17 protein-coding genes are annotated in these 21,064 nt (G+C 65.7%); 8 read left to right on the top strand and 9 right to left on the bottom strand.

Going from position 1 to position 21,064, the window contains the following annotated elements:
- Positions 1 to 27 precede the first annotated feature (27 nt).
- Positions 28 to 1,500 (bottom strand): HAMP domain-containing sensor histidine kinase, encoded by a 1,473-nt coding sequence (locus IPU70_RS33085; protein ID WP_207467621.1) that lies wholly within the window; start codon positions 1,498 to 1,500, stop codon positions 28 to 30.
- Positions 1,497 to 2,225, bottom strand: a complete 729-nt coding sequence (locus IPU70_RS12350; protein ID WP_207467620.1) for a response regulator transcription factor — start codon at positions 2,223 to 2,225, stop codon at positions 1,497 to 1,499. The genes IPU70_RS33085 and IPU70_RS12350 overlap by 4 nt, the downstream gene beginning before the upstream one ends.
- A gap of 150 nt (positions 2,226 to 2,375) precedes the next feature.
- Between IPU70_RS12350 and IPU70_RS12345 the strand changes: the two genes are divergently transcribed.
- Genes IPU70_RS12345 through msrA form a run of 5 tightly spaced genes read left to right on the top strand, consistent with a single transcriptional unit; the run spans position 2,376 to position 5,475 of the window.
- Positions 2,376 to 3,008: a cytochrome b/b6 domain-containing protein gene (locus tag IPU70_RS12345; RefSeq protein WP_207467619.1), complete on the top strand. Its 633-nt coding sequence runs from the start codon at positions 2,376 to 2,378 to the stop codon at positions 3,006 to 3,008.
- 10 nt (positions 3,009 to 3,018) lie between these two features.
- Positions 3,019 to 3,810 carry a molybdopterin-dependent oxidoreductase gene (locus IPU70_RS12340; protein ID WP_207467617.1) on the top strand — a complete coding sequence of 264 codons (792 nt, stop codon included), beginning with the start codon at positions 3,019 to 3,021 and terminating at the stop codon, positions 3,808 to 3,810.
- A gap of 34 nt (positions 3,811 to 3,844) precedes the next feature.
- Positions 3,845 to 4,204, top strand: a complete 360-nt coding sequence (locus IPU70_RS12335; RefSeq protein ID WP_207467616.1) for a pentapeptide MXKDX repeat protein — start codon at positions 3,845 to 3,847, stop codon at positions 4,202 to 4,204.
- Positions 4,205 to 4,238: 34 nt separating this feature from the next.
- On the top strand, positions 4,239 to 4,739 hold the full coding sequence (msrB, locus tag IPU70_RS12330; protein ID WP_207467615.1) for a peptide-methionine (R)-S-oxide reductase MsrB: 501 nt from the start codon (positions 4,239 to 4,241) through the stop codon (positions 4,737 to 4,739).
- 43 nt (positions 4,740 to 4,782) lie between these two features.
- Positions 4,783 to 5,475 (top strand): peptide-methionine (S)-S-oxide reductase MsrA, encoded by a 693-nt coding sequence (msrA, locus tag IPU70_RS12325; protein WP_207467614.1) that lies wholly within the window; start codon positions 4,783 to 4,785, stop codon positions 5,473 to 5,475.
- Positions 5,476 to 5,545: 70 nt separating this feature from the next.
- Here msrA and IPU70_RS12320 read toward each other — a convergent pair whose 3' ends face one another.
- Positions 5,546 to 6,592, bottom strand: coding sequence for a GNAT family N-acetyltransferase (locus tag IPU70_RS12320; protein ID WP_207467613.1), 1,047 nt, complete (start codon positions 6,590 to 6,592; stop codon positions 5,546 to 5,548).
- A 706-nt stretch (positions 6,593 to 7,298) separates the two neighbouring features.
- Between IPU70_RS12320 and IPU70_RS12315 the strand changes: the two genes are divergently transcribed.
- Both IPU70_RS12315 and IPU70_RS12310 read left to right on the top strand, forming a co-directional pair.
- Complete coding sequence (locus tag IPU70_RS12315) at positions 7,299 to 11,399, top strand: non-ribosomal peptide synthetase (protein WP_207467612.1); 4,101 nt, start codon at positions 7,299 to 7,301, stop codon at positions 11,397 to 11,399.
- 259 nt (positions 11,400 to 11,658) lie between these two features.
- The gene (locus tag IPU70_RS12310; RefSeq protein WP_207467611.1) at positions 11,659 to 12,159 is read left to right on the top strand and encodes a hypothetical protein; all 501 of its coding nucleotides are present in this window, start codon (positions 11,659 to 11,661) and stop codon (positions 12,157 to 12,159) included.
- 39 nt (positions 12,160 to 12,198) lie between these two features.
- Here IPU70_RS12310 and IPU70_RS12305 read toward each other — a convergent pair whose 3' ends face one another.
- The 4 genes from IPU70_RS12305 to IPU70_RS12290 form a co-directional block, all read right to left on the bottom strand.
- Positions 12,199 to 14,565 (bottom strand): TonB-dependent siderophore receptor, encoded by a 2,367-nt coding sequence (locus tag IPU70_RS12305; RefSeq protein ID WP_371818933.1) that lies wholly within the window; start codon positions 14,563 to 14,565, stop codon positions 12,199 to 12,201.
- Between the two features lie 169 nt (positions 14,566 to 14,734).
- Positions 14,735 to 15,697 carry a FecR domain-containing protein gene (locus IPU70_RS12300; protein ID WP_207467609.1) on the bottom strand — a complete coding sequence of 321 codons (963 nt, stop codon included), beginning with the start codon at positions 15,695 to 15,697 and terminating at the stop codon, positions 14,735 to 14,737.
- 7 nt (positions 15,698 to 15,704) lie between these two features.
- A complete protein-coding gene (locus IPU70_RS12295; protein WP_207467608.1) occupies positions 15,705 to 16,232 on the bottom strand; it encodes a sigma-70 family RNA polymerase sigma factor in 528 nt (175 codons plus the stop codon).
- Positions 16,233 to 16,444: 212 nt separating this feature from the next.
- Positions 16,445 to 16,996 carry a Dps family protein gene (locus tag IPU70_RS12290; protein WP_013393536.1) on the bottom strand — a complete coding sequence of 184 codons (552 nt, stop codon included), beginning with the start codon at positions 16,994 to 16,996 and terminating at the stop codon, positions 16,445 to 16,447.
- A 225-nt stretch (positions 16,997 to 17,221) separates the two neighbouring features.
- Here IPU70_RS12290 and IPU70_RS12285 point away from each other — a divergent pair, with 225 nt between their 5' ends.
- Entirely contained in the window at positions 17,222 to 18,409 is a 1,188-nt protein-coding gene (locus IPU70_RS12285; RefSeq protein WP_207467607.1) for an MFS transporter, read from the top strand.
- A 45-nt stretch (positions 18,410 to 18,454) separates the two neighbouring features.
- On the opposite strand, the gene IPU70_RS12280 is transcribed toward IPU70_RS12285, so the two are convergent.
- The gene (locus IPU70_RS12280; RefSeq protein ID WP_013393534.1) at positions 18,455 to 18,667 is read right to left on the bottom strand and encodes a YbdD/YjiX family protein; all 213 of its coding nucleotides are present in this window, start codon (positions 18,665 to 18,667) and stop codon (positions 18,455 to 18,457) included.
- Positions 18,668 to 18,686: 19 nt separating this feature from the next.
- A complete protein-coding gene (locus IPU70_RS12275) occupies positions 18,687 to 20,768 on the bottom strand; it encodes a carbon starvation CstA family protein (RefSeq protein ID WP_207467606.1) in 2,082 nt (693 codons plus the stop codon).
- Between the last annotated feature and the right edge of the window lie 296 nt (positions 20,769 to 21,064).

The following is a 21,064-nucleotide window of genomic DNA, read 5'->3' as shown; positions in this document are numbered from 1 at the left end:
GGCGTCCTGTGCCGCAGGGCCGGGACGCTAACGCGCGGCAGCCAGGTCGAACTGGAACACCGCGCCCGATCCGGCGTGGTCCACCAGCCTGATCTCGCTGTGATGCAGCTGCAAAATGCGCTGCACGATCACCAGCCCCAGGCCGCCGCCATCGGCCGGACCACGGTTCAAGGCGCTGGCCCGGGTGAAGAGTCCTGCGCGCAGCGCCTGCGGTATCCCCTCACCGGTATCGCTGACCTGCACCTGCACCAGGTTCTGCGCGCTGCCCAGCCGCAGTTCGATCTTGCCGCCCGGCGGACTGTGGCGGATGGCGTTGTCCAGCAGGTTGGTCAGCACGCGTTCGATCAGGCCCAGGTCCGCGCGCACCGGCGGCAGCTCCTGCGGGATGTCGGTAGTCAGGCGCTGCTGGCGGGCTTCGGCCGCCAGTTCGAACTTCTGGATCACGTCCTGCACCAGTTCCGGCAGCGAAAAGGTTTCCGGTTCGAGCCGCACCAGCCCGGACTCCAGGCGCGCCAGTTCGAAGAGTTCCTGCGCCAGGCGGCCGACCTTGCGGCTTTGCGCAAGCGCAATGTCCAGGTAGCGGCGGCGTTCATCCGGATCCAGCGACTGGTCCTTCAGCCTCAGCGTTTCCAGATAGCCGTGCAGCGAGGTCAACGGCGTGCGCAGATCGTGCGAGATGTTGGCGACCAGGTCGCGCCGCTGCTGGTCCTGGCGCGTCAGTTCGCGCCACTGGTCCGAGATGCGTTTGCCCATCTGCACGAAGCTGCGCCGCAGCACCGCGATCTCGTCGCCATTGCGGTCCGAGGCGTCGCCCGGACGCTCCAGCGCTGCCAGGGCCTGCCCGTCGTCGCCGTCGAAGGCGCGCACGGCGCGCGTCAAGCCGCGCAGCGGGCGCGTGATCAAGGCGAAGGCCGCCAGGCCAGCCACCAGCCCCAGCAGCGCGACCAGCGCGATGGACCACAACGTCGTGCGCAACACGGAACTGCGCGACACCGCCATCGCCAGCGCGTCGTGCGCCTGGCCCTGCAGCACCACATAGACGTAGCCCTTCTCCTGCCCGCCCACGCGCACCGGCGCGGCGCTGAAGACCTTGCGCGCGTCCAGGCTGCGCGGGTCGTCGCCCGTGATGGGCAGCATCTCGCCCGCCAGCAAGCGCCGGACGGGGCCCAAGTCGACGCGGTCGCGCTTGATCTGACCGGCCGGCGCGGCATCGCCCACGATGCGGCCGTCGTTGGACAGCAGGTAGACCTCCACGGCCGGATTCACCGCCATCAGCATATCGAACAGCGAACGCACCGCGGCGGGCTTCCAGCCATTGGTGTCCATCAATTCGTTGGCGCCGGCGATGTGCTGCGCCAGGCCGCTGGACAGGCGCTGCACCACCTCTTGCTCGTAGCGGGAATTGGCCGCGATCTGCAGCCAGGCCGAAGCGCCGCAACACGCCAACAGCAGTAAGGCGAATACGGCGGACAGCCGTTGGGTGAGCGTGAACCGCTTCATGATGCGCCTCCCGCGCCGGCCGGTCCCGCGGCGAATTTGTAGCCCTTGCCCCAGACCGTCAGAATGCGTTGCGGATCGGACGGGTCCGCCTCGATCTTGGTGCGCAGCCGGTTGATGTGGGTATTGACCGTGTGTTCATAGCCTTCGTGCTGGTAGCCCCATACCTGGTTCAGCAGATCCATGCGCGAGAAAACCTTGTCCGGATGCCGCGCGAAGAAATGCAGCAGGTCGAACTCGCGCGGCGTCAGGTCCAGCCGGCGGCCGTCCACCTCGGCCGTGCGCGCCACCGGATCGATGGACACGCCATGCAGGGCCAGGCTACCCGCATCGATGCGCGCATTGCGCTCCAAGGCCTCGCTGCGGCGCAGCAGCGCCCGCACCCGCGCCACCAGCTCCAGCATGGAGAACGGCTTGGCCAGGTAGTCGTCCGCACCCAGCTCCAGGCCCAGGATGCGGTGCACCTCGCTGGAACGCGCGCTGGTGATGATGATGGGGGTGTAGCGCGCCATGGCGCGGGCCCGCTTGCAGATTTCCAGGCCGTCTATGCCGGGCAGCATCAGGTCCAGCACCAGGGCGTCCCAGCTGCCTTCCTCCAGCCGCCGCATGCCTTCGTTGCCGTCGGCGGCATGCTCCACCGCATAACCTTCGTCCCGCAGATGCAGGCGCAGCAGTTCGGCGATGTGGGCGTCGTCTTCGACGATGAGTACGCGTCGGGGCGTGTCCATGGGCGGGAAACTCTATAGAGGGGCTATGCGCCTATTGTCGCCAATCCGCGCCGCCGAGTTATCACAATTAATTTAAGTTTGCGTGAGGACTTCGGTATCGGCCCCGGAGAAGAATGGCTCCAACGACAACAAGCCCTCCGGAGCCCCGCCATGCTGGCCACTCCCGCAAGCCACGACGCGCCGTCCATGCCGCCGGCAAACGCTCCCATCCATCCGGGCTGGCTGCGCATCATGCACTGGCTCAATGCCCTGGCCGTGGTCATCATGGTCACCAGTGGCTGGCGCATCTACAACGCCTCGCCCCTGTTCGACTTCGTGTTCCCTCGTGAGATCACGCTGGGCGGCTGGCTGGGGGGCGCCCTGCAATGGCACTTCGCCGGCATGTGGCTGCTGTTCTTCAACGGTGTCCTGTACCTGGCCATGAATCTGGCCACCGGCCGCCTCTGGCGCAAGTTCTTCCCCTTGAGCATCCGCGGCCTGACCGCCGACCTGGGCGCGGCGCTGCGCGGCAAGCTCGCCCACGCCGACCCGCGCCGCTACAACCAGGTGCAGCGCCTGGCCTACCTGTTCGTGATGGTTGATATCGCCGTGCTGGTCCTGTCCGGACTGGTGCTGTGGAAGTCGGTGCAATTCGACCTGCTGCGTGAACTGATGGGCGGATACGAAGCCGCGCGCCGCGTGCATTTCACCGCCATGGCCTTGCTGACGGCGTTCGTGGCGGTCCACCTGGTGATGGTGGCGCTGGTGCCGCGCAGCCTGATCGCCATGATCCGCGGCAAATAAGGAGCCCTCCGTGAGCCAGCACAAACGCCCCTCCCTGCCCGGCCTGGACGGCCCGGCCATCCTCAAGGAAGCCGGAAAGATCCTGGAAAAGCGGATCGAACAGCCCTCGCGCCGCGCCTTCCTGCGCAGCAGCCTGACTTTGGGCGGGTTGGCCATGCTGTCGGGCTGCTCGCTGTCGGACGATGAAAGCGTGGAAAAAGCGCTGACGGCGGTTTCGCGCTTCAACGACCGGGTACAGGGCTGGATCTTCGACCCCAACAAGCTGGCGCCGACCTATGCCGAATCCATGATCACGCGGCCCTTCCCGTTCAACGCCTACTACGGCATCGACGAGGTGCGGCATGTGGACGAGGAATCGTTCCGGCTGGAAGTCAGTGGCCTGGTCGCCGACACGCGCCGCTGGCGGCTGGAAGAACTGCGCGCCATGGCGCAGATCGACCAGGTGACGCGGCACATCTGCGTGGAAGGCTGGAGCGCCATCGGCAAATGGGGCGGCGTGCCGTTCTCTGCCTTTCTCAAGCGCGTGGGCGCGGACCTGAACGCCAAGTACGTCGGTTTCAAGTGCGCCGACGACTACTACACCAGCATCGACATGCCCACGGCGCTGCATCCCCAGACCATCCTGGCGCTGACCTACGACGGCCAGACGCTGCCACCCGAGTACGGCTTCCCCATGAAGCTGCGCATGCCCACCAAGCTTGGCTACAAGAACCCCAAGCACATACAGGCAATTTTCGTCACCAACACCTACCCAGGCGGTTACTGGGAGGACCAGGGCTACAACTGGTTCGGCGGCAGCTAGGTGGAATCTTTCATACTCCATAAAGGAACGCATCATGAAGAAAATCGCTACCACCGCCGCGCTGTCCCTGTGCCTGGCCTTCGGCGCCGCGGCCGTCCACGCCGCCGACAACATGAGCAAGGACGCCACGGGCGGCGGCTCGATGTCCAAGGATTCCATGTCCAAGGACGGCATGTCGAAGGGCGGCATGTCCAAGGATTCGATGTCCAAGGACGGCATGTCGAAAGACGGCATGTCCAAGGATTCCATGTCCAAGGACGGCATGTCGAAGGGCGGCATGTCGAAGGATTCGATGTCCAAGGACGGTATGTCGAAAGATGGCATGTCCAAGGATTCCATGTCCAAGGACGGCATGTCGAAAGGCGGCATGTCCAAGGACGGCATGAGCAAATAACACCCACCCGAGCAGCCCTGATCCGGAGCATGTCATGAGACTACACCGCAGGCAGTTCCTGGGCCTGGGCGGCGCGGCGGCCATCGCCGCCGGCCTGGCCCCGGTCCTGGCCGCGCGCGGCGGCCCGGCCGCCGCCGCCCAGACCTTTCCCTACACGCTGAGCGACGCGCAATGGCGCGAACGGCTGTCGCGCGAGCAATATGACGTTCTGCGCCGCGAAGCGACCGAGCGCCCCTATTCCAGTCCGCTGGACAAGGAGTATCGCAAGGGCGCCTACGCCTGCGCCGGCTGCGCCCATCCGCTGTTCTCCTCTTCCACCAAGTTCGACAGCGGCACCGGCTGGCCCAGCTTCTGGCAACCGCTGGACGGCGCCGTCGGCGAGACCAAGGACCGCAGCTTCGGCATGACGCGCGTCGCCGTGCATTGCGCCAACTGCGGCGGCCACCTGGGCCATGTCTTCGATGACGGCCCGCGTCCGACCGGACTACGCTATTGCATGAATGGCGTGGCCCTGGCGTTCACTCCCCAGGCCTGAATATCTGGCCCCACCTTCCGGCCTTCCGCCACCAGGAGATACCATGTCCGCCACCCGCCTGCCCCAAAAACTCTGCGCCGCGCTGGCCGCCGCCTGCGGCCTGCTGGGCGCCGCCGCAGCCAGCGCCGCCGAACAGGCCTTCATCATTCCGCCCCCGGCGCTGGACCAGCCCGCGGCCGCCGCGCCACAGAAAGCCGTCATCGCCGGCGGCTGCTTCTGGGGCGTGCAGGCCGTGTTCCAGCACGTCAAGGGCGTGACCTCGGCGGTCTCCGGCTATGCCGGCGGCCAGGCATCCACCGCCAACTACGACACCGTCAGCGGCGGCCGCAGTGGCCACGCCGAAGCCGTCGAGATCACCTACGACCCCGCCCAGGTCAGCTACGGCCAACTGCTGCAGATCTATTTTTCGGTGGCCCATGACCCGACCCAGCTCAACCGCCAGGGTCCCGACAGCGGCACCCAATACCGGTCCGCGGTCTTCCCCGCCGACGACAGCCAGCGCAGGGTGGCCGAAGCCTACATCGCGCAGTTGAACAAGGCCGGCGCCTATCCCAAGGCGCTGGCCACGACGATAGAGCCGCTGAAGGCCTTCTACCCCGCCGAGGACTACCACCAGGACTATCTCGTGCGCCATCCATACAGCATGTACATCATGGTCAACGACGTGCCCAAGGTCGAGAACCTGGCCAAGACCTTTCCGCAGCGGTACCGGGACAAGCCGGTGCTGGTGAAGTGAAAACAATATGGAGTTGCCAGGGTTCAGTGGACAAGAGAGTAGCGTCTGAACCCTGGCACCTCCACTGCGCTCAGACTGCGTCGGCGCACGGCCACCACAGCGCATCGGCAAAGAAGCGCTCGCGCAGCAAGGTAACGAGCAGGGCGCGTTTATGCGGGAAGTCGAATTCCTTGACCTTGGCGTAGCCGGAGCGATCAAGGTTGCGGATCTGCTGCAGGTGATCGCGCCGCGGCTCGCCCACGGCACGACGCGTGCGGGCGTCGTCCAGCAGCATGTAGTGGGAGATGGACGTGAGCCAGGCGGTGGCGAAGGCCTTGCCGCGAAAGGCCGGCTCACCGATCAGCACATGCCAGCCGCGGTCGTAGTCGTCCGCTTCGCAAAATGGGCCAATTCGGTTTTCCTTGGCCCAGTACACCTCGAAATAGCCGAAGGGCTCGCCATCCAGGCTGGCGATCATGGGATAGACATGCGGATCGGCGGCCATGGTCTGCAGGTAGTGGCGGTGTTGCTCCAGCGTACCTTCTTCCTGCCAGATGACTACTACGTCCGGATCGTTCATCCAGCGGCTAAAAAGGGCTAGATCAGCCTCAATATCCAGCGCGCGGTAGCTGAAGGTTTTCTTCAACCAGGGGATATAGCGCTGATATAGCAAACCGGTCGGTTTGGGCGGGCGTAAGGGGTGGCGGACCTTGTCATGGTGATAGCGCAAGGGCGTTGGCTGTCCGAGATGGGTAAGCCATAGCGGCGCGTATTGGAACAGCACCTCTCGCTCGATTTGCCAGCGGCCTGGGCCCGCCGCGCGCGCTACGCCGCTGTACAGCAAGGCACGAGGCACCTGGCTTGCGACGATATCGCAGCGCGCCTGGCCGGCGGCACTGGTAAAGGTGGATTCCAGGGCCGCCAGCCACTGCACTTCGCCAGCGCCATCCGGCGCCTGCAGCAGCAGCGTCCCCTCGGCTTCGTACAGCGGCCAGATTTGCGGCTGATCGCAGCCTTCCTGCCAGAGCAGCAACTGATCACCTTCGCGTTGCGCGCTGAAGTGCTGTCCGTACGGGTACGAGCGCAGCGCGACGTCCCGCGGCCAGCTTATATCACGGTTTCGTGTAGTCGATGACATGATGACTCCCGTCGGTATAGCTCGCGATATCTGCGAGTCGTTCATGCAAATTGCCCTTTGCAAGACGCAAGCACGGCGGATTTGTTTAGCACCGCCAGCGCGTGCACTGGCGCCAAACACCCGCAAGCTTTGCCCTTCCAGCACAACCGGGACAGCGATGTCGCCGAGACGCGAAAGCACGCTAGGTGGGCGATGGGTACGGCACACGAGCTGAACGTAGCGCCCAGCTGCTGGCACAGGGGGGTATACGCGAGGCCGTGGTGGTGGCCCGCCACGAGGCCGCCGCCGCTAGCCTGGTGGTCTATGTATCGGCCACGGGCAGGCGGCGCAGTTCAGGGTCAGCCCTGCCGCGCCGCAGCGTGCCGCAGCGTTGGCCGACGTGGACGCCTTTATCGATTCATTGCTGTAAGCATCCTTATGCGCCTGAGATTGTGCGGAATTCGAAAACTTCGGTTTGCAATACGGACCAGCGCAGCGAGACTCCCTCGCTGCTGGCGAGGGCGGGGGGAGTGGAATCAAGTAGAGAGAATCGCGGGATCGTCCGCCAAAACCGGTGAGCGCCCGGCTTCGCCGGGTGCTTGATGCCGGGTTCATCCATCACTGCAGTCTGAGCGTACAGAACAGACCCTAAACAAGCGTTCCGCTGGCCCGTCATCACCGTATGGCCTTACCGGCACCTGCCGGTACACATTGCGGAGCCCGACGGATGGATCAGGACAACAGCGTTTTACAACGTATCGCCAAGAAATTTTCGGCCCTGGGCGCCGAACAGCGTCGCGCGGTGTATCAGAAATTGCAGACCGAAGGGTGGACCATCGGCCAGTTTCCCATCCTGCAGCGCCAGCACGCGCAGGCCACGGAAACCGCCTCCTACAGCCAACAGCGCATGCATTTCCTGTGGCAGTTGGAGCCGGAGAGCTCGGCCTACCACATCTCCGGCGCCTTGCGCCTGCATGGCCGGATCGACGGTGCCGTGCTGCAGCGCGCCTTCACCACTCTGGTCGCCCGCCACAAGGCCTTGCGCACCGTCTTCACCATCGCTGACGACGGTGCCGTGCTGCAGCACATCCTGCCCCCCGCGCCCTTTGCCCTCACCCAACATAATCTGCGCACCCAGCCACAGCATGAGCGCGAAGCCGCCCTGCACCAAACCGCTACCGCCCTGCAGCGTGCCCCCTTTGATCTGGCCTGCGGGCCCCTGCTGCGCGTCGGCCTGCTCCACGCCACCGACGACGAGGCCATCCTGGTGCTGGTGCTGCACCATATCGTGGCCGATGGTTGGTCCCTGCAGCGTATCCTCGAGGAGGTCGTCCAGCTCTATCAGGCCGCGCTGAGTGGAGCCGAAGCCACCCTGGCGCCCCTGCCCATCGACTATGCCGACTACGCCCTGTGGCAGCGCCAGTGGCTGGAGGCCGGCGAGCGCGAACGCCAGTTGACCTATTGGACCGCCCAGCTCGGCGGCGACCATCCCGTGCTGCAACTGCCGGCCGACCGTCCGCGCCGCGCCGATGGCGCCTACCAGACGGCCTATGTGCAATTGACCCTGCCGCCCCCCTTGACCCAAGCCTTGCGCACCGTCGGTAAACGCACCGGCAGTACCCTGTTCATGCTGCTGCTCAGCGCCTTCCAGGCCTTGCTGCATCGCCATAGCGGCCTGGCCGATATCCGCGTCGGCGTGCCCATCGCCAACCGCCATCGTGTCGAGACCGAGGCCGTGGTGGGCTTGTTCGTCAATACCCAGGTGCTGCGCGGTCAAGTGGCCGGCCACAGCACCTTGGCCGAGCTGCTGGCCCAGACCCGCGAGCAGGCCATAGGCGCGCAGGCCCATCAGGATTTGCCGTTCGAACAATTGGTCGAGGCCCTGCAGCCGGAGCGCACCCTGGGCGTTTCCCCGCTGTTCCAGGTGATGTTCAACCATCTGCAAGAGGGCAGCAGCACGCTGCAGCAATTGTCCGGCCTCGCCATCAGCGATTACCCCCTGGGCGAGCGCGGGGCCCAGTTCGAGCTGGCGCTCAACAGCAACGAGGATGCCCAAGGCCAACTCACCTTGAGCTTCGATTACGCCCGCGAACTGTTCGACGAGGCCACCGTCCAACGCTGGAGCGGCCATTACCTGGCCTTGCTCACCGCCCTGGCCTACGCGCCGGACACCCCCATCGACGAGGTGGCGCTGCTCTCGGACGCGGAACGCCAGCAGCTGCAGCAGTGGGGGGTCAATCCCACCCGCTACCCCGAGGTCGAACCGGTGCATCGGCTGTTCGAAGCCCAGGCCGCCGCCCAGCCCAACGCCATCGCCCTGGTGTTCGAGGACACCCAGCTCAGCTACCGCGAGCTCGATGCCCGCGCCAACCGCCTGGCCCATCGGCTGATCGAACTCGGCGTGCGGCCCGAAACGCGCGTCGGCATCGCCTCGGAGCGTTCGGTGGACATGGTCGTCGGCCTGCTCGCCATCCTCAAGGCGGGCGGCGCCTATGTGCCGCTCGACCCCGACTACCCCACTGATCGCCTGGCCTACATGGTCAACGATGCCGGCCTCGGCCTGCTGATGACCCACTCCCAGCTGCAACACCGCCTGCCCGCCACCGCCGTGCCGGTACTGCACCTCGATGCCCCGCCCCAGGCCGACTACCCGGCCTCCGCACCACAAGTGACGGTGCATGGCGAACAGCTCGCCTATGTGATCTATACCTCCGGCTCCACCGGCCAGCCCAAGGGCGTCGCGGTGGCACACGGCCCTATCAGCATGCATTGCCAGGCCACCGCACCGCTATACGGCATGGGGCCGCAAACCCGCGAGCTGCACTTCCTTTCCTTTGCCTTCGATGGCGCGCATGAACGACTACTGACCATTCTGCATGCCGGCGGCGCCGTGCTACTGCGCGATGCCGCACTATGGACGCCCAGCCAGACGCTACAGGCCATCACCCGCTGGCAGGCCACGCATGGCGGTTTCCCCCCGGCCTATCTGCGCGAGGTGATGGAGGCCGCGCGCCAGGCACCGCAGCCGCACCAGCTGCAGCTGTGCTCGTTCGGCGGCGAAGCCATGCCGGCCGATACCCTGGCCGGCGTACGGCAACACCTGCGTGCACGCACCTTGATCAATGGTTATGGCCCCACCGAAACCGTGGTGACGCCGGTGCTGTGGAAATCCGACCTGGATGAGCCTTGCCACTCGGCCTATGCGCCAATCGGCCGCCCGGTGGGCGACCGCGTGGCATATGTGCTGGACGCCGAGCTGCGTCTAGCCCCACCCGGCGTTACCGGCGAACTGTATCTAGGCGGCTATGGCCTGGCCCGCGGTTACCTCAACCGCCCTGGTCTCACGGCCGAGCGCTTCGTCGCCGATCCCTTCGACGAGGCCGGCGGACGCCTCTACCGCACCGGCGACCTGGTGCGCTGGAACAACGACGGCCAGCTGGAATACCTCGGCCGCATCGACCATCAGGTCAAGATCCGCGGCTTCCGGATCGAATTGGGCGAAATCGAAGCCCAGCTGCTGGCACTGGAGGCAATACGCGAGGCCGTGGTGGTGGCCCGGCACGAGGCCGGCGCCGCGCGCCTGGTGGCTTATGTATCGGCCACCGCCGACACGACGATCGAGGTCACGCACTTGCGCAACGCCCTGGCCGCCCATCTGCCCGATTACATGGTGCCCTCGGCCTTCGTGCTGCTGGACAACCTGCCGCTCAACCCCAATGGCAAGGTCGACCGCAAGGCACTGCCGGCCCCTGACTTTGCCGCAACCACCGCCTACGCGGCGCCGCAAGGCGAGCTGGAGACACAACTGGCCGCCATCTGGGCCAACGTGCTGGGCGTGGCCCGGGTCGGCCGCCACGACAGCTTCTTCGAACTTGGCGGACATTCGCTACTGGCGCTGACCTTGCTGCAGCGCATCCACCGCCACTTCGGCGAGGGCAGCCTCACGCTGCTGGAGCTTATGCGCACGCCGCAGTTGGCCGCCATGGCGCAACAGCTGGTACGGCAGCCCTGCGGCAGCCGGGTGCAGGTGACGGTGACCCACAGCGCGGCGCGCGGCACGCCGCTGTTCATCCTGCCCGGCATCTTGGTCAACGGCGGCGAATTCGCCAGCATCGTCCAAGCTCAGCAAGGCATCCGGCCGGTGCATTGCTTCGCCAGTCATGTCCTGACGCCGAACCGCTGGCAGGGGTTTAACATCGCCGCGCTGGCCGACGAAATGGCGACCTACATCCGGCACTGCGTGGGCAATGGCCCATGCCATCTACTGGGCTGGTCCGTGGGCGGGCATCTGGTGTACGAAGTGGCGATACGGTTGCATGGCCAGGTGACGCTGGGCCTGGTCGGGCTGGCGGATGTCGTGGAAATCCGCGCGCAGGATGGCCCGGCGCTGGACGAAGCGGCGCAGAAAGAGGCGCTGCAGCTATGCGAGCGCTGGCTGGCGCAATCCAGCATGGCGGGGCGCTGGCGCCAACTGCTGGCCCGAATGTCGCCGGCGCGCCTGCGGGGCTGTTATCGCCAATTGCTCGACGCCGGCGACAACGGTTTGCCGCTAGACGGCGAAGGCATCGACGCGGCGGAAAGCAAGCTGTGGATGGAGATCGACTGCGGCGCCGCGCTCGACCGGTGGCAACATACCCCCGCCCCGCTGCAGCTACACCATTGGCAGGCTGCCGAGACGGCACAGCCGTTCGATTGGCAACAACTGGCCCAATCCGTGGCGGTGAGCATGGTGGCACAGGCCCGCCATCTGGACATCATCCACCAACCGCAATTCGTCGCGGAGCTGGGGCAGCAACTGCGCGCCTACGACGAAGCCGCCGTGGCCTGAGGCGCGCCGCCAGCAACGCGGCAACATCGGCCGCAGCCGGACATACCGCAGTGCTCAACGGCGCCATCGGCTGCGGCGCAACGCTGGGCGGTATCATGCTGGCCAAGACCGGCGTTGCCGGCACCCTATTGTCGGCAGGCGGAATTGCCGCCATCACGATAGCGCTTGCGCTGCGGCAACGGTTTCCGACGCAAGCTGGGAGCTGCAATGCCCCCCAATCGCGGCCCTGCCGGCAAACGAGTCCAGGAGAAGTACAGCAGTGAACGATACCCACAATCCGGAAACGGAATCCCCCGAAGACCGCAAAGAGCAGCAACCCACACTGTGGCGCGACGACGGCTGGACCGCCCGCATCATCAAGAATGAAGAGGACGACGGCTGGGCCGTGGAGATGACCATGGACGGCGAAGCCGAGCCGGCCCTGGTCGGCCCGTGGACCATGGGCCGCGATAAGAAGAACCCCAAGCCGCTCGACTCGCCCGCCTTCATCACGCTGGTCAAGACCGCCCGGGAAGTTCTGCGCCGCCACGAGCAGCAATTGCACGCGACGCTGCACAAGAGCGTGAAGATCGACGCCGCCGCCGGCCGTCTGACCGTCAAGCTGGATATCGTTCCCGATGAAGACGAGCCGTATGCCGTACTGAGCGCCTACGATGAATCCGGCGAGCAACTGGCCCAAACCCAGGTCGCACCGACGTACAAGCTGAGCGTGCAGCGCGCATCGGAGTGGGCCAGCGGCGGTTTCGGGAAGCACGGCTGACACGCGCGCAAACAGCATCCGCCCTGGCCCGCCCTGCGCTCAATACCTGTAGTTCACGCCCAGCATGGCGCTAAATGGCGCGCCGTAGTAGTTGCTGTATACGTTCGTGCTTGCGTAGTACTTCTTGTCGAACACGTTGTTCAGGTTCAAGGTCGCCGACCACTGCCGGCTGAACTGATACCGCGCCATCAGGTCCACCAGGGCATAGCCGCTTTGCGACGACTCGAACGGCTGTCCACCAGGTCCGCGGCTGGTGTACTCGCTGCCGCTCTCCCAGCGCAAGCCGCCCCCCACCGTCAGGGCGTTCAATGCACCGGACAGGCGATAGGTGGTGTACAGCTTGGCGATGTGGCGCGGCAGGCCGACTTGCGTGGTGAACCCTTGCGGCAGGCGGCGGTCCACGTACGCATAGGACAATTGCATCTGCCAACCCGGGGTCAGTTCGCCGCTGATTTCGGCTTCCACGCCGCGCATCACCGCGCCGTCGGCGGCGACATAGGCGTTGTCGCCGTTCGGCGCCAGGCGGTCGCCATCCAACATGGCGTAGTTGTCCTGGCGGGTCCGGAACAGGGCCAACGCCGCGTTCAAGCGGCCGTCCAGCAGGGCTGACTTCAGACCGATCTCGTAGGTATTGCCTTTGATGGGAGCCAGTACGCTGCCCGACACGCTCTGCGCCTGTTGCGGCTGGAAGATGCTGGTATAGCTGGCATAGGCGGACAACGTGCTGGTGAGGTCGTAGACCACGCCGGCATACGGGGTGTAGACGCCCTGCTCCCGCATATTGTCCGGGTAGGACGAACCATCGTTGTAGTTGTACGAGGCCTGCTGGTCCCACCAGGTCACGCGCGATCCCAGCACCACGGACAACGCGTCGGTGGGACGCAGGCGCAACGCGCCGTAGATCGACGCCTGCTTCTCTGTGTAGTAACGCTTGCCCGTGGTCTGCCAGTCCGGTTCGGGCACGTCGCCATTCCAGTCGCGAATGTCTGGAATCTTCGCGTCGTAGCCCGGCGCCGTCCAAAGCGGATACATGTCGTAGTCGCCCCTAGTGCGCGAGGCGCTTGCGCCCACCACCAGGTCATGTCGACGGCCGAAGGCGTCGAATGCGCCGCTCAGGCTTGCGTCGACCGCATTCTGCGTCTTGGGGATGGGCCATTTGGCGACCCAGACCGAGGCGCCGCCGCCCGTCGCCGGGTCTGCCCAACCGTTACTGCTGAACCAGCCATAGGTGCGGTCATTGTCGTCTCCGGTGCGGGATACGGTCACCGACCCCTTCCACAGCGGCGCGAACTCATGATCGAGCGTGGCGAACACGTTGTAGCGCGTGCGTTCCTGGCGGCTCCAGTTGGTCGCCGAGTTGAAACGCTGGCGGAAATCCGTCTTCGAACCGTCCGCGTAAGCGGCAGGGAACCCGAAGTAAGAGCACGCCGTGCACTTCTTGCGCTGATACTCCGCGCCCACGGTGAGCAGCGTGCGTTCGGCCAGGTCGGCCTCGACCACCCCATAAAGCAACTGCGAATCCTGCTTGACGCGGTCGATGAACGAACCGCCCTCCTGCCACGCGCCAACCAGGCGGCCGCGCAACTTGCCGGCTTCGTCCAGCGGGCTGCCCAGATCGAATTCCGCGCGCCGGTAGTCCCAGGACCCGACGGCCGCACCCACGCCGGCCTCGAACTCGCGGGTTGGACGCTTGCGCACCAGATTGATCGACGCCGCGGGATTGCCAGCGCCGTTCAACAGGCCGGTCGAACCGCGCACCACTTCGATCCGGTCATACAGCGCGGTATCCAGCCCCAGCGCATTAAAGTCCTTGTGCGTGGGCACGCCATCCACCTGCATGTTGGTGACTTCCATGCCGCGCGCGTACAGGCCCTTTTCGTTGTCGTCGGCCGACCCTTTCTTTTTGAAAGTCAGGCCGGGCGTGTTCGCAATGGCGTCCTCCAGCGTGTTGAGCCCCTGGTCCGACAAGCGTTCGCGCGTCATCACCGATACCGATTGTGGCGTCTCGCGCAGCGTCATCGGCAGCTTGGTGGCGGTAGTGGACAGGCCCACGGTATACGAGCCCGAGCCTTCGCTGGGCGCCGGTTCGCGCGAGCCCAGCACCTCGACGGGCGCTAGCGTCTGCGCGCTGACGAGGCGCAGCCCATAGTTGTTGCCGCCCTGGCTGACAGCCTCCAGCCCGGTCCCCGACAACATGGTTGCCAGCCCCGAAGCAATGCCGTACTGCCCCCGCAGGCCCGCGCTTTGCCTGCCTTGCGTCAATTGGGCGTCGAACGACAGCACCACGCCCGCCTGGGCGGCAAAGCGGCTGAGCGCCAGGCCCAAGGGACCGGCCGGCACATCATAGGAACGAGCCGCATCGGCCGAGGGTACGGCCTGCGCCAATGCGGGCGGGGCCAAGGTCACCGCCATCATTGCAGCAAAGACAGCGCCCGCAATCGGCGCCAGGGAACTTGGAGGGCGATGGAAGGAGGTAGCGAAAGGCATAAGCTCAGGTTTTCCGTGTATCAAATCCGACGTAATCCCTGCTAAGTCGGACGAGCACGGAAAAAGGACAATGCCAGACGCAAATAAATCAGCCGCGGGCGACGATCCGGGTGTAGTAGCGCGTAAAGCGGGAAATGCGCACGGGCAGCGCACGTTCCACCGCGGCCAGCGCGCGGTCAGTGTCGTCGATCGGGAATGCGCCCGACACGCGCAACGGTGCCACCGCCTCGTCGCAGCTCAAGCGGCCGGGACGGTAGCGGTCCAGCTGCGCAACGAAATCGCCCAGCCGCAGGTCGTCCACGATCAACAAACCGCGGGTCCAGGCGTCGGGTTCACTGGTGATGGCGCCTTCATGGCGGGCTGCCGAGGTCTCCAGAACGCCCTGCTCGCCCGCGTTCAGCACCAGCGGCTCTCCCCCATCGGCGGGCTGCAGTTCCACCGCATGCCGCAGCACCGCGACACGCGTGTGCATGTCCTGCCGCCTGACGGTAAAACGCGTCCCCAGCGGGCGCACCGTGCCATGCCGCGTCGTCACCCGCAGGGGCGGCAAGCCCGGAGCGGCGCGTTCGGTATCGATCAGGATCTCGCCTGCATGGACGGTGATGTGCCGGCCGCGCGCGTCCACCGTCACGTCTACCGCGCTGGCGCTGTCCAGCCACAGCAACGTGCCATCCGCCAGCAACAGTTCGCGCCGTTCGCCCGTGCCCATGCGGTAGTCGGCCAGATAACCGGCCGCCATCTGCTCGATCGGCAGGGTGCGCCAAGCCAGCAAGCCACCGGCGCCGAAGAGCGCCGCCGCCCCCAGGCCGGACCGCAGCGCAGTGCGTCGGCGCGCGAAGTGAAGGTCTGCGCGATTGAGCGCATCTGCGGCGAGCCGGGCGGGCGCCGCATTCAAGGCGCCGCGCAGGCGTTCCACCTGGCTCCAGATGCGCGCATGTTCGGGATCGGCCGCCAGCCAGCGGCCATGCGCCGTCACATCGGCCGCGCTGACGTCATCGGCGCACAGTCGCGCATACCATTGCGCCGCCGCGGCGATAGTCTTGTCCGCCATCGCTCGCCTATTGCCGTTCCAAGGCGTAGACCAGGCAATGCTCGGTCGCGCGCGCCATGTACTTCTTCACCGAACTGACCGTCACGCCCAGCTTGGTCGCAATGTCTGCGTAGCTTGCGCCTTCAAGTTGGGACATGAGGAAGGCGCGCCTCACCTTCTCGCCCAGGCCGTGCAGCATGGCGTCGATCTCGCGGATCGTTTCCAGCAGGATGGCTTGAGTTTCGGGCGAGATCGCATGGGCCTCCGGCTGTTGAGCCAGGGTCTCCAGCCAGGCGCGCTCCAGTACCTGGCGCCGGATGTGGTCCACCAGCGTGCGTTGTGCCACCGTGGCCAAAAAACTGCGAGGCTGCCTGACGCCCTGCAACTGGGCCATGGATGCGGGCGACGCCAACAGGCGCAAAAACGTGTCCTGAGCCAGGTCGGCGGCTTCGGCGGGCACATTCAAGCGCCGCAGCAGCCATCCACGCAGCCAGCCGTGATGATCGCGGTAGAGCAAGCCAAGCTCGCGGTGCTCCAAAGATGGCAAGGACGACATGGCCGTAGCGCGACCGCTTCATGAGTTTTTAAGAATGGGAATTGTAATCATTATTGATGGTGGGGCGCAATTTCGCACCGAGTGCGCCAGAATCCGCAGGAATTTTCGGACAAGCGTCAGCCCACCCCCCAAAAAAAAGCAGACCCGCGGTCCGCCTCCCTATGGTCCAGACACCCGCTGCGGCCGGCCAACGGCGCGCAGCAGGGGCCGCTTCAATGACCCGTCGAATCCCCTTCCCGGCTGGCCTCGAACAGGAACCACGTGCGCCTCTCGGTTTCATCGATCCAGTTTTCGATCAAGCTGGAGCTGGCGATGTCGCGGTGCTCATCGGTGATGTTGTGCGCTTCGCGCAGCGCCGCGGCCAGGACCTTGTTGTCCTCGCGCAGCTCGGCCAGCATGTCCAGGGGCTGCACATAGTCCGCGTCGTTGTCCGAGATGCGCTGCGAGCGCGCGATATGGCCGATGGACCGCAGCGTCGTGCCGCCGATCTTGCGGATGCGTTCCGCGATGGGGTCCGTCATGGCGAACAGCTGGTCGCCCTGCTCGTCGAGCAGCAGGTGGTAGTCGCGGAAATGCGGCCCGCTGACATGCCAGTGGAAGTTCTTGGTCTTGAGATACAGCGCGAACACGTCGGCCAGTATCTGGTTCAGCGCGGCGGAAATATCCCTGGTGGCGGCCGACGCCAGGTCGGTCGGCGTCGCCAGCGGCCGCTTGCGCCGCTCTTTCAGGGCTTTGGTGGTCTTCTCATCCAGTTTCTTGGCCATGGGTCGCAACTCCTAGGAATGATGGTGAAAACGCACGCGCGGCGCAGCTCATGCACGCCACGACTCCGTTAGCGTAATTCCGCCCGCGCACTTTTGCCAATGTCCTGGATCAAGGCGCCACCGCTTCTTTGACCATGCCCTGCGTCAAGGCTCCGCCGCTTCTGAAATCCAGCCCGGCTAGGAGTATGCTACGCCGCGTCAATCTAGCTGGATCCATTCATCGCTATGCGCGGCAATCCCGACGCCAGGCAAGGCGCCATCGCCCTGCACGGGTTTTACTTCCTGTATTACGGCCTGCAGGGGGTCAGCATTCCGTTTCTGCCCCTGTGGTTTGCCAGCCGCGGCCTGGATCCCGCCTTCATCGGCCTGATCGTCGCCACGTCCTTCCTGCCCAAGATCCTTTCCACGCCGGTCGTCGCGCACGTGGCCGACCAGACCGGCCGCGCGCACGCCCTGATCGCCGCGGCGCTGGCGGCCTCGCTGGTGCTGTTCGTCTGCTACCCGTTCGGCAGCACGCCCGCCTGGCTGCTGGCCATCACCCTGCTGCTCAATGCCGTCTTCCCGGCGGTGCTGCCGCTGATGGACCGCATGGCCATCGCCAGCGGCCGCGGCCAGGGCAGCTCCTACACCGTCATGCGCGCCTGCGGCTCGCTGGGCTTTGCCGTGGTCACCGTGGCCGGCGGCTACCTGATCAAGACCTTCGACGCCGACTGGGTGATGTGGCTGTCGATCCTGCTCATCATCGCCTGCCTGGCCTGCGTACGGCTGCTGCCCCGCGCGGCGCGCCCCGCCGCCGGCGAAGCGCCGGCGCCTGCGGTGCGCCTGCCCATGCTCGAGGTCCTGCGCGACCGCCCGCTGCTGATGTGCATCGCAGCGGCCTCGTTGGTCCAGGCCAGCAACGGCTTTCTCTATTCCTATTCCACGCTGTACTGGACCGCCAGCGGGCTGTCGACCTCGCTGATTTCGATGCTGTGGGTGGTGGGCGTGGCCAGCGAGGTCCTGTTCTTCTTCCTGGCGCCCCGCATCCTGGCCCGCACGGGCGCGCAGTGGCTGATCCTGGCGTCCGCCGTCATGACCGCGATCCGTTGGGCCGGACTATCCGCCACCACCGATCCCACGCTGATCGCCGCGCTGCAGCTACTGCAGTGCTTCACGCTGGCGGGCAACAACGCCGCCATCATGTGGTACATCACGCGCCACGTGCCTGCGGCGATCAAGACCTCGGCCATTGCGCTCTATGCGTTGTTATCCGGCGGGGTCTTCATGTTCGCCAGCATCCAGCTGGGCGGCGCGCTGTACCGCAGCTATGCGCCGGGGGGATTCCTGGTGATGTCGCTGTGCGCCATTGGGGCGGTGCCCTTGGTCATCTACGCCGAAAAGCTGCGCAGAAAGGCGGAAGCACCCGGCGCCTAGAAGCTGCTGGACGAAAAAAAGGCCTCGCGAGCGAGGCCTTGTCTGTCAGCAGCAGCCGATCCGCTTCTTCCCGCCATAGCGCGCGTCCTGACGCTCGCGGAAAAATGCTTCGTACGTCATCGGCTCCTGGTCGGGGTGCGTGCGCCGCATGTGCGCCACATAGGTTTCATAGTCCGGCACGCCGACCATCAGCCGGAGCGTCTGCCCCAGGTAGCGGCCGGCGGCGCCGGCCGCGGAACTCATGTTGGTGAACAGCATGCGTCGTCTCCCCTTTCGCTCAGTCCGCGCCGGCAGCGGCCGGCAGCGTTTCGTACGGCATTTCGCGCGAGGTGGGCTTGTTCTCGTTGCGCGCGCGCTGCACCGAACGCAGCCCGAACACCACGATGCTCACCACCACGAAGATGAAGATCGCGCAGAGGCCGGCGTTGATGTAGTCGTTGAGGACCACGCGCGACATTTCGCCCAGGGACTTGGCTGGAGCCAGGACCTTGCCTTCGGCGATGGCCGCGTTGTACTTGTCGGCATGCGCCAGGAAGCTGACGCGCGGGTCGGCGTGGAACAGCTTCTGCCAGCCGGCGGTCAGCGTGCATGCCAGCAGCCACAAGGTCGGCAGCACCGTCACCCATGCGTAGCGGTCGCGCTTCATCTTGAACAGCACCACGGTGCCCAGGGTCAGCGCGATCGCGGCCAGCATCTGGTTGGCGATGCCGAACAGCGGCCACAGCGTGTTGATGCCGCCCAGCGGATCCACCACGCCCTGGTACAGGAAGTAGCCCCAGGCCGCCACGCACAGGCCGGTGGCGATCAGGTTGGCGGGCAACGAGTCGGTGCGCTTGAGCGTCGGGGCGAATGTGCCCAGCAAGTCCTGCAGCATGAAGCGGCCAGCGCGGGTGCCGGCGTCGACCGCCGTCAAGATGAAGAGCGCTTCGAACAGGATGGCGAAGTGGTACCAGAAGGCCATCATGCCCGGGCCGCCGATGGCCTGGTGCAGGATGTGGGCCATGCCCACGGCCAGGGTGGGCGCGCCGCCGGCGCGGGAGATGATGGTGCTTTCGCCCACGTCCTTGGCGGTCTGGATCAGGTCGGCCGGCGTCACCACGAAGCCCCAGCTGGACACTACCTGGGCGACCTGGTCGGGGGTGGTGCCGATCACGGCTGCCGGGCTGTTCATGGCGTAGTAGATGCCCGGCTCGATCACGCAAGCCGCCACCAGCGCCATGATGGCGACGAAGGATTCCATCAGCATGCCGCCGTAGCCGATGTAGCGGGCCTGGGTTTCGTTCTCGATCAGCTTGGGCGTGGTGCCCGAGGAGATCAGGGCGTGGAAGCCCGACACCGCGCCGCAGGCGATGGTGATGAAGAGGAACGGGAACAGATTGCCCGACCACACCGGACCGGTGCCGTCGACGAACTGGGTCAGCGCGGGCATTTTCAGCTCGGGCGCCACCACCACGATGCCGATGGCCAGGCCGACGATGGTCCCGATCTTGAGGAAGGTCGACAGGTAGTCGCGCGGGGCCAGCAGCAGCCACACCGGCAGCACCGAGGCGATGAAGCCGTAGATGATCAGGATCCAGGTCAGGCCCTTGCCGTCGAAGTCGAACATCGGTCCGATCACCGGGTGCGCGGCCACGTCCTGGCCGAAGGTGATGGCGGCCATCAGGCCGACGAAGCCGATGATGGACACTTCGCCGATCTTGCCCGGGCGGATGTAGCGCAGGTACACGCCCATGAACAGCGCGATGGGGATGGTCGCGGCCACCGTGAAGGTGCCCCAGGGCGAATGTGTCAGCGCCTTGACCACGATCAGCGCCAGCACGGCCAGGATGATGACCATGATCATGAAAGCGCCGAACAGCGCGATCACGCCCGGGATCTTGCCCAGTTCGGACTTGACCAGGTCACCCAGCGAACGGCCGTCGCGGCGGGTCGAGATGAAGAGGATGGTGAAGTCCTGCACGGCGCCGGCGAACACCACGCCGGCCAGTATCCACAGCATGCCCGGCAGATAACCCATCTGCGCGGCCAGCACCGGGCCCACCAGGGGGCCGGCGCCGGCGATGGCGGCGAAGTGGTGGCCGAACAGCACGTGCTTGTTGGTGGGCACGTAGTCCAGGCCGTCGTTGTGCTTCCATGCCGGCGTCATGCGCGTCGGATCCAGCTGGAAGACGTTCTTGGCGATGAAGCGGCTGTAGTAACGGTATGCGATCAAATACACGCATACGGCGGCGATCACCACCCATAGCGCATTGATGGTCTCCCCTCTGGCCAGCGCCACGGTACCCAGCGCGAACGCGCCCAGTACCGCAACCGCCAGCCAGACCAGGTGCTGACCCAGTCCCTTACTGCTGGTTTGCATAAGTGCTCCTCTTGCCTCCCGCCATGCTTTTGGCGTGAAACGCTTTTATCGTCCCGCGGAAGGCAGACTCATTGTTGTGGGGTGGTGGACGCGCGCGTCCACGCAGCGCCGTGTCGACGCGGACGCTAGTATTTCGTTTTGACCACGCAGCAACAAGCGCGAAACTACGCAAGTCCGCTACGTGTTACTACGCAATGCGCCGCAGCATGATTTGGCGGAAACCGTAAAATCCATGCTGGAATTTCCCGACCCTGATTGCGGAACGTAAAATGCTGCGCCGCAATAAACGCGTTCGC

The organism is Achromobacter sp. SD115 (assembly GCF_017355315.1).
Lineage (GTDB): Bacteria > Pseudomonadota > Gammaproteobacteria > Burkholderiales > Burkholderiaceae_B > Achromobacter > Achromobacter xylosoxidans_B.
The sequence above is the reverse complement of the archived record's forward strand: the minus strand, read 5'-3'. Positions and strand labels throughout refer to the sequence as shown.

Excerpts from the sequence above, each read along its gene's own strand:
- IPU70_RS12350 (WP_207467620.1), bottom strand. The coding sequence starts at position 2,225 with ATGGACACGCCCCGACGCGTACTCATCGTCGAAGACGACGCCCACATC.
- IPU70_RS12345 (WP_207467619.1), top strand. The coding sequence starts at position 2,376 with ATGCTGGCCACTCCCGCAAGCCACGACGCGCCGTCCATGCCGCCGGCA.
- IPU70_RS12335 (WP_207467616.1), top strand. The coding sequence starts at position 3,845 with ATGAAGAAAATCGCTACCACCGCCGCGCTGTCCCTGTGCCTGGCCTTC.
- msrB (WP_207467615.1), top strand. The coding sequence starts at position 4,239 with ATGAGACTACACCGCAGGCAGTTCCTGGGCCTGGGCGGCGCGGCGGCC.
- IPU70_RS12280 (WP_013393534.1), bottom strand. The coding sequence starts at position 18,667 with ATGCTGTTCACCAACATGAGTTCCGCGGCCGGCGCCGCCGGCCGCTAC.
- msrA (WP_207467614.1), top strand. The coding sequence starts at position 4,783 with ATGTCCGCCACCCGCCTGCCCCAAAAACTCTGCGCCGCGCTGGCCGCC.
- IPU70_RS12320 (WP_207467613.1), bottom strand. The coding sequence starts at position 6,592 with ATGTCATCGACTACACGAAACCGTGATATAAGCTGGCCGCGGGACGTC.
- IPU70_RS33085 (WP_207467621.1), bottom strand. The coding sequence starts at position 1,500 with ATGAAGCGGTTCACGCTCACCCAACGGCTGTCCGCCGTATTCGCCTTA.
- IPU70_RS12295 (WP_207467608.1), bottom strand. The coding sequence starts at position 16,232 with ATGTCGTCCTTGCCATCTTTGGAGCACCGCGAGCTTGGCTTGCTCTAC.
- IPU70_RS12300 (WP_207467609.1), bottom strand. The coding sequence starts at position 15,697 with ATGGCGGACAAGACTATCGCCGCGGCGGCGCAATGGTATGCGCGACTG.
- IPU70_RS12285 (WP_207467607.1), top strand. The coding sequence starts at position 17,222 with ATGCGCGGCAATCCCGACGCCAGGCAAGGCGCCATCGCCCTGCACGGG.
- IPU70_RS12315 (WP_207467612.1), top strand. The coding sequence starts at position 7,299 with ATGGATCAGGACAACAGCGTTTTACAACGTATCGCCAAGAAATTTTCG.
- IPU70_RS12275 (WP_207467606.1), bottom strand. The coding sequence starts at position 20,768 with ATGCAAACCAGCAGTAAGGGACTGGGTCAGCACCTGGTCTGGCTGGCG.
- IPU70_RS12290 (WP_013393536.1), bottom strand. The coding sequence starts at position 16,996 with ATGGCCAAGAAACTGGATGAGAAGACCACCAAAGCCCTGAAAGAGCGG.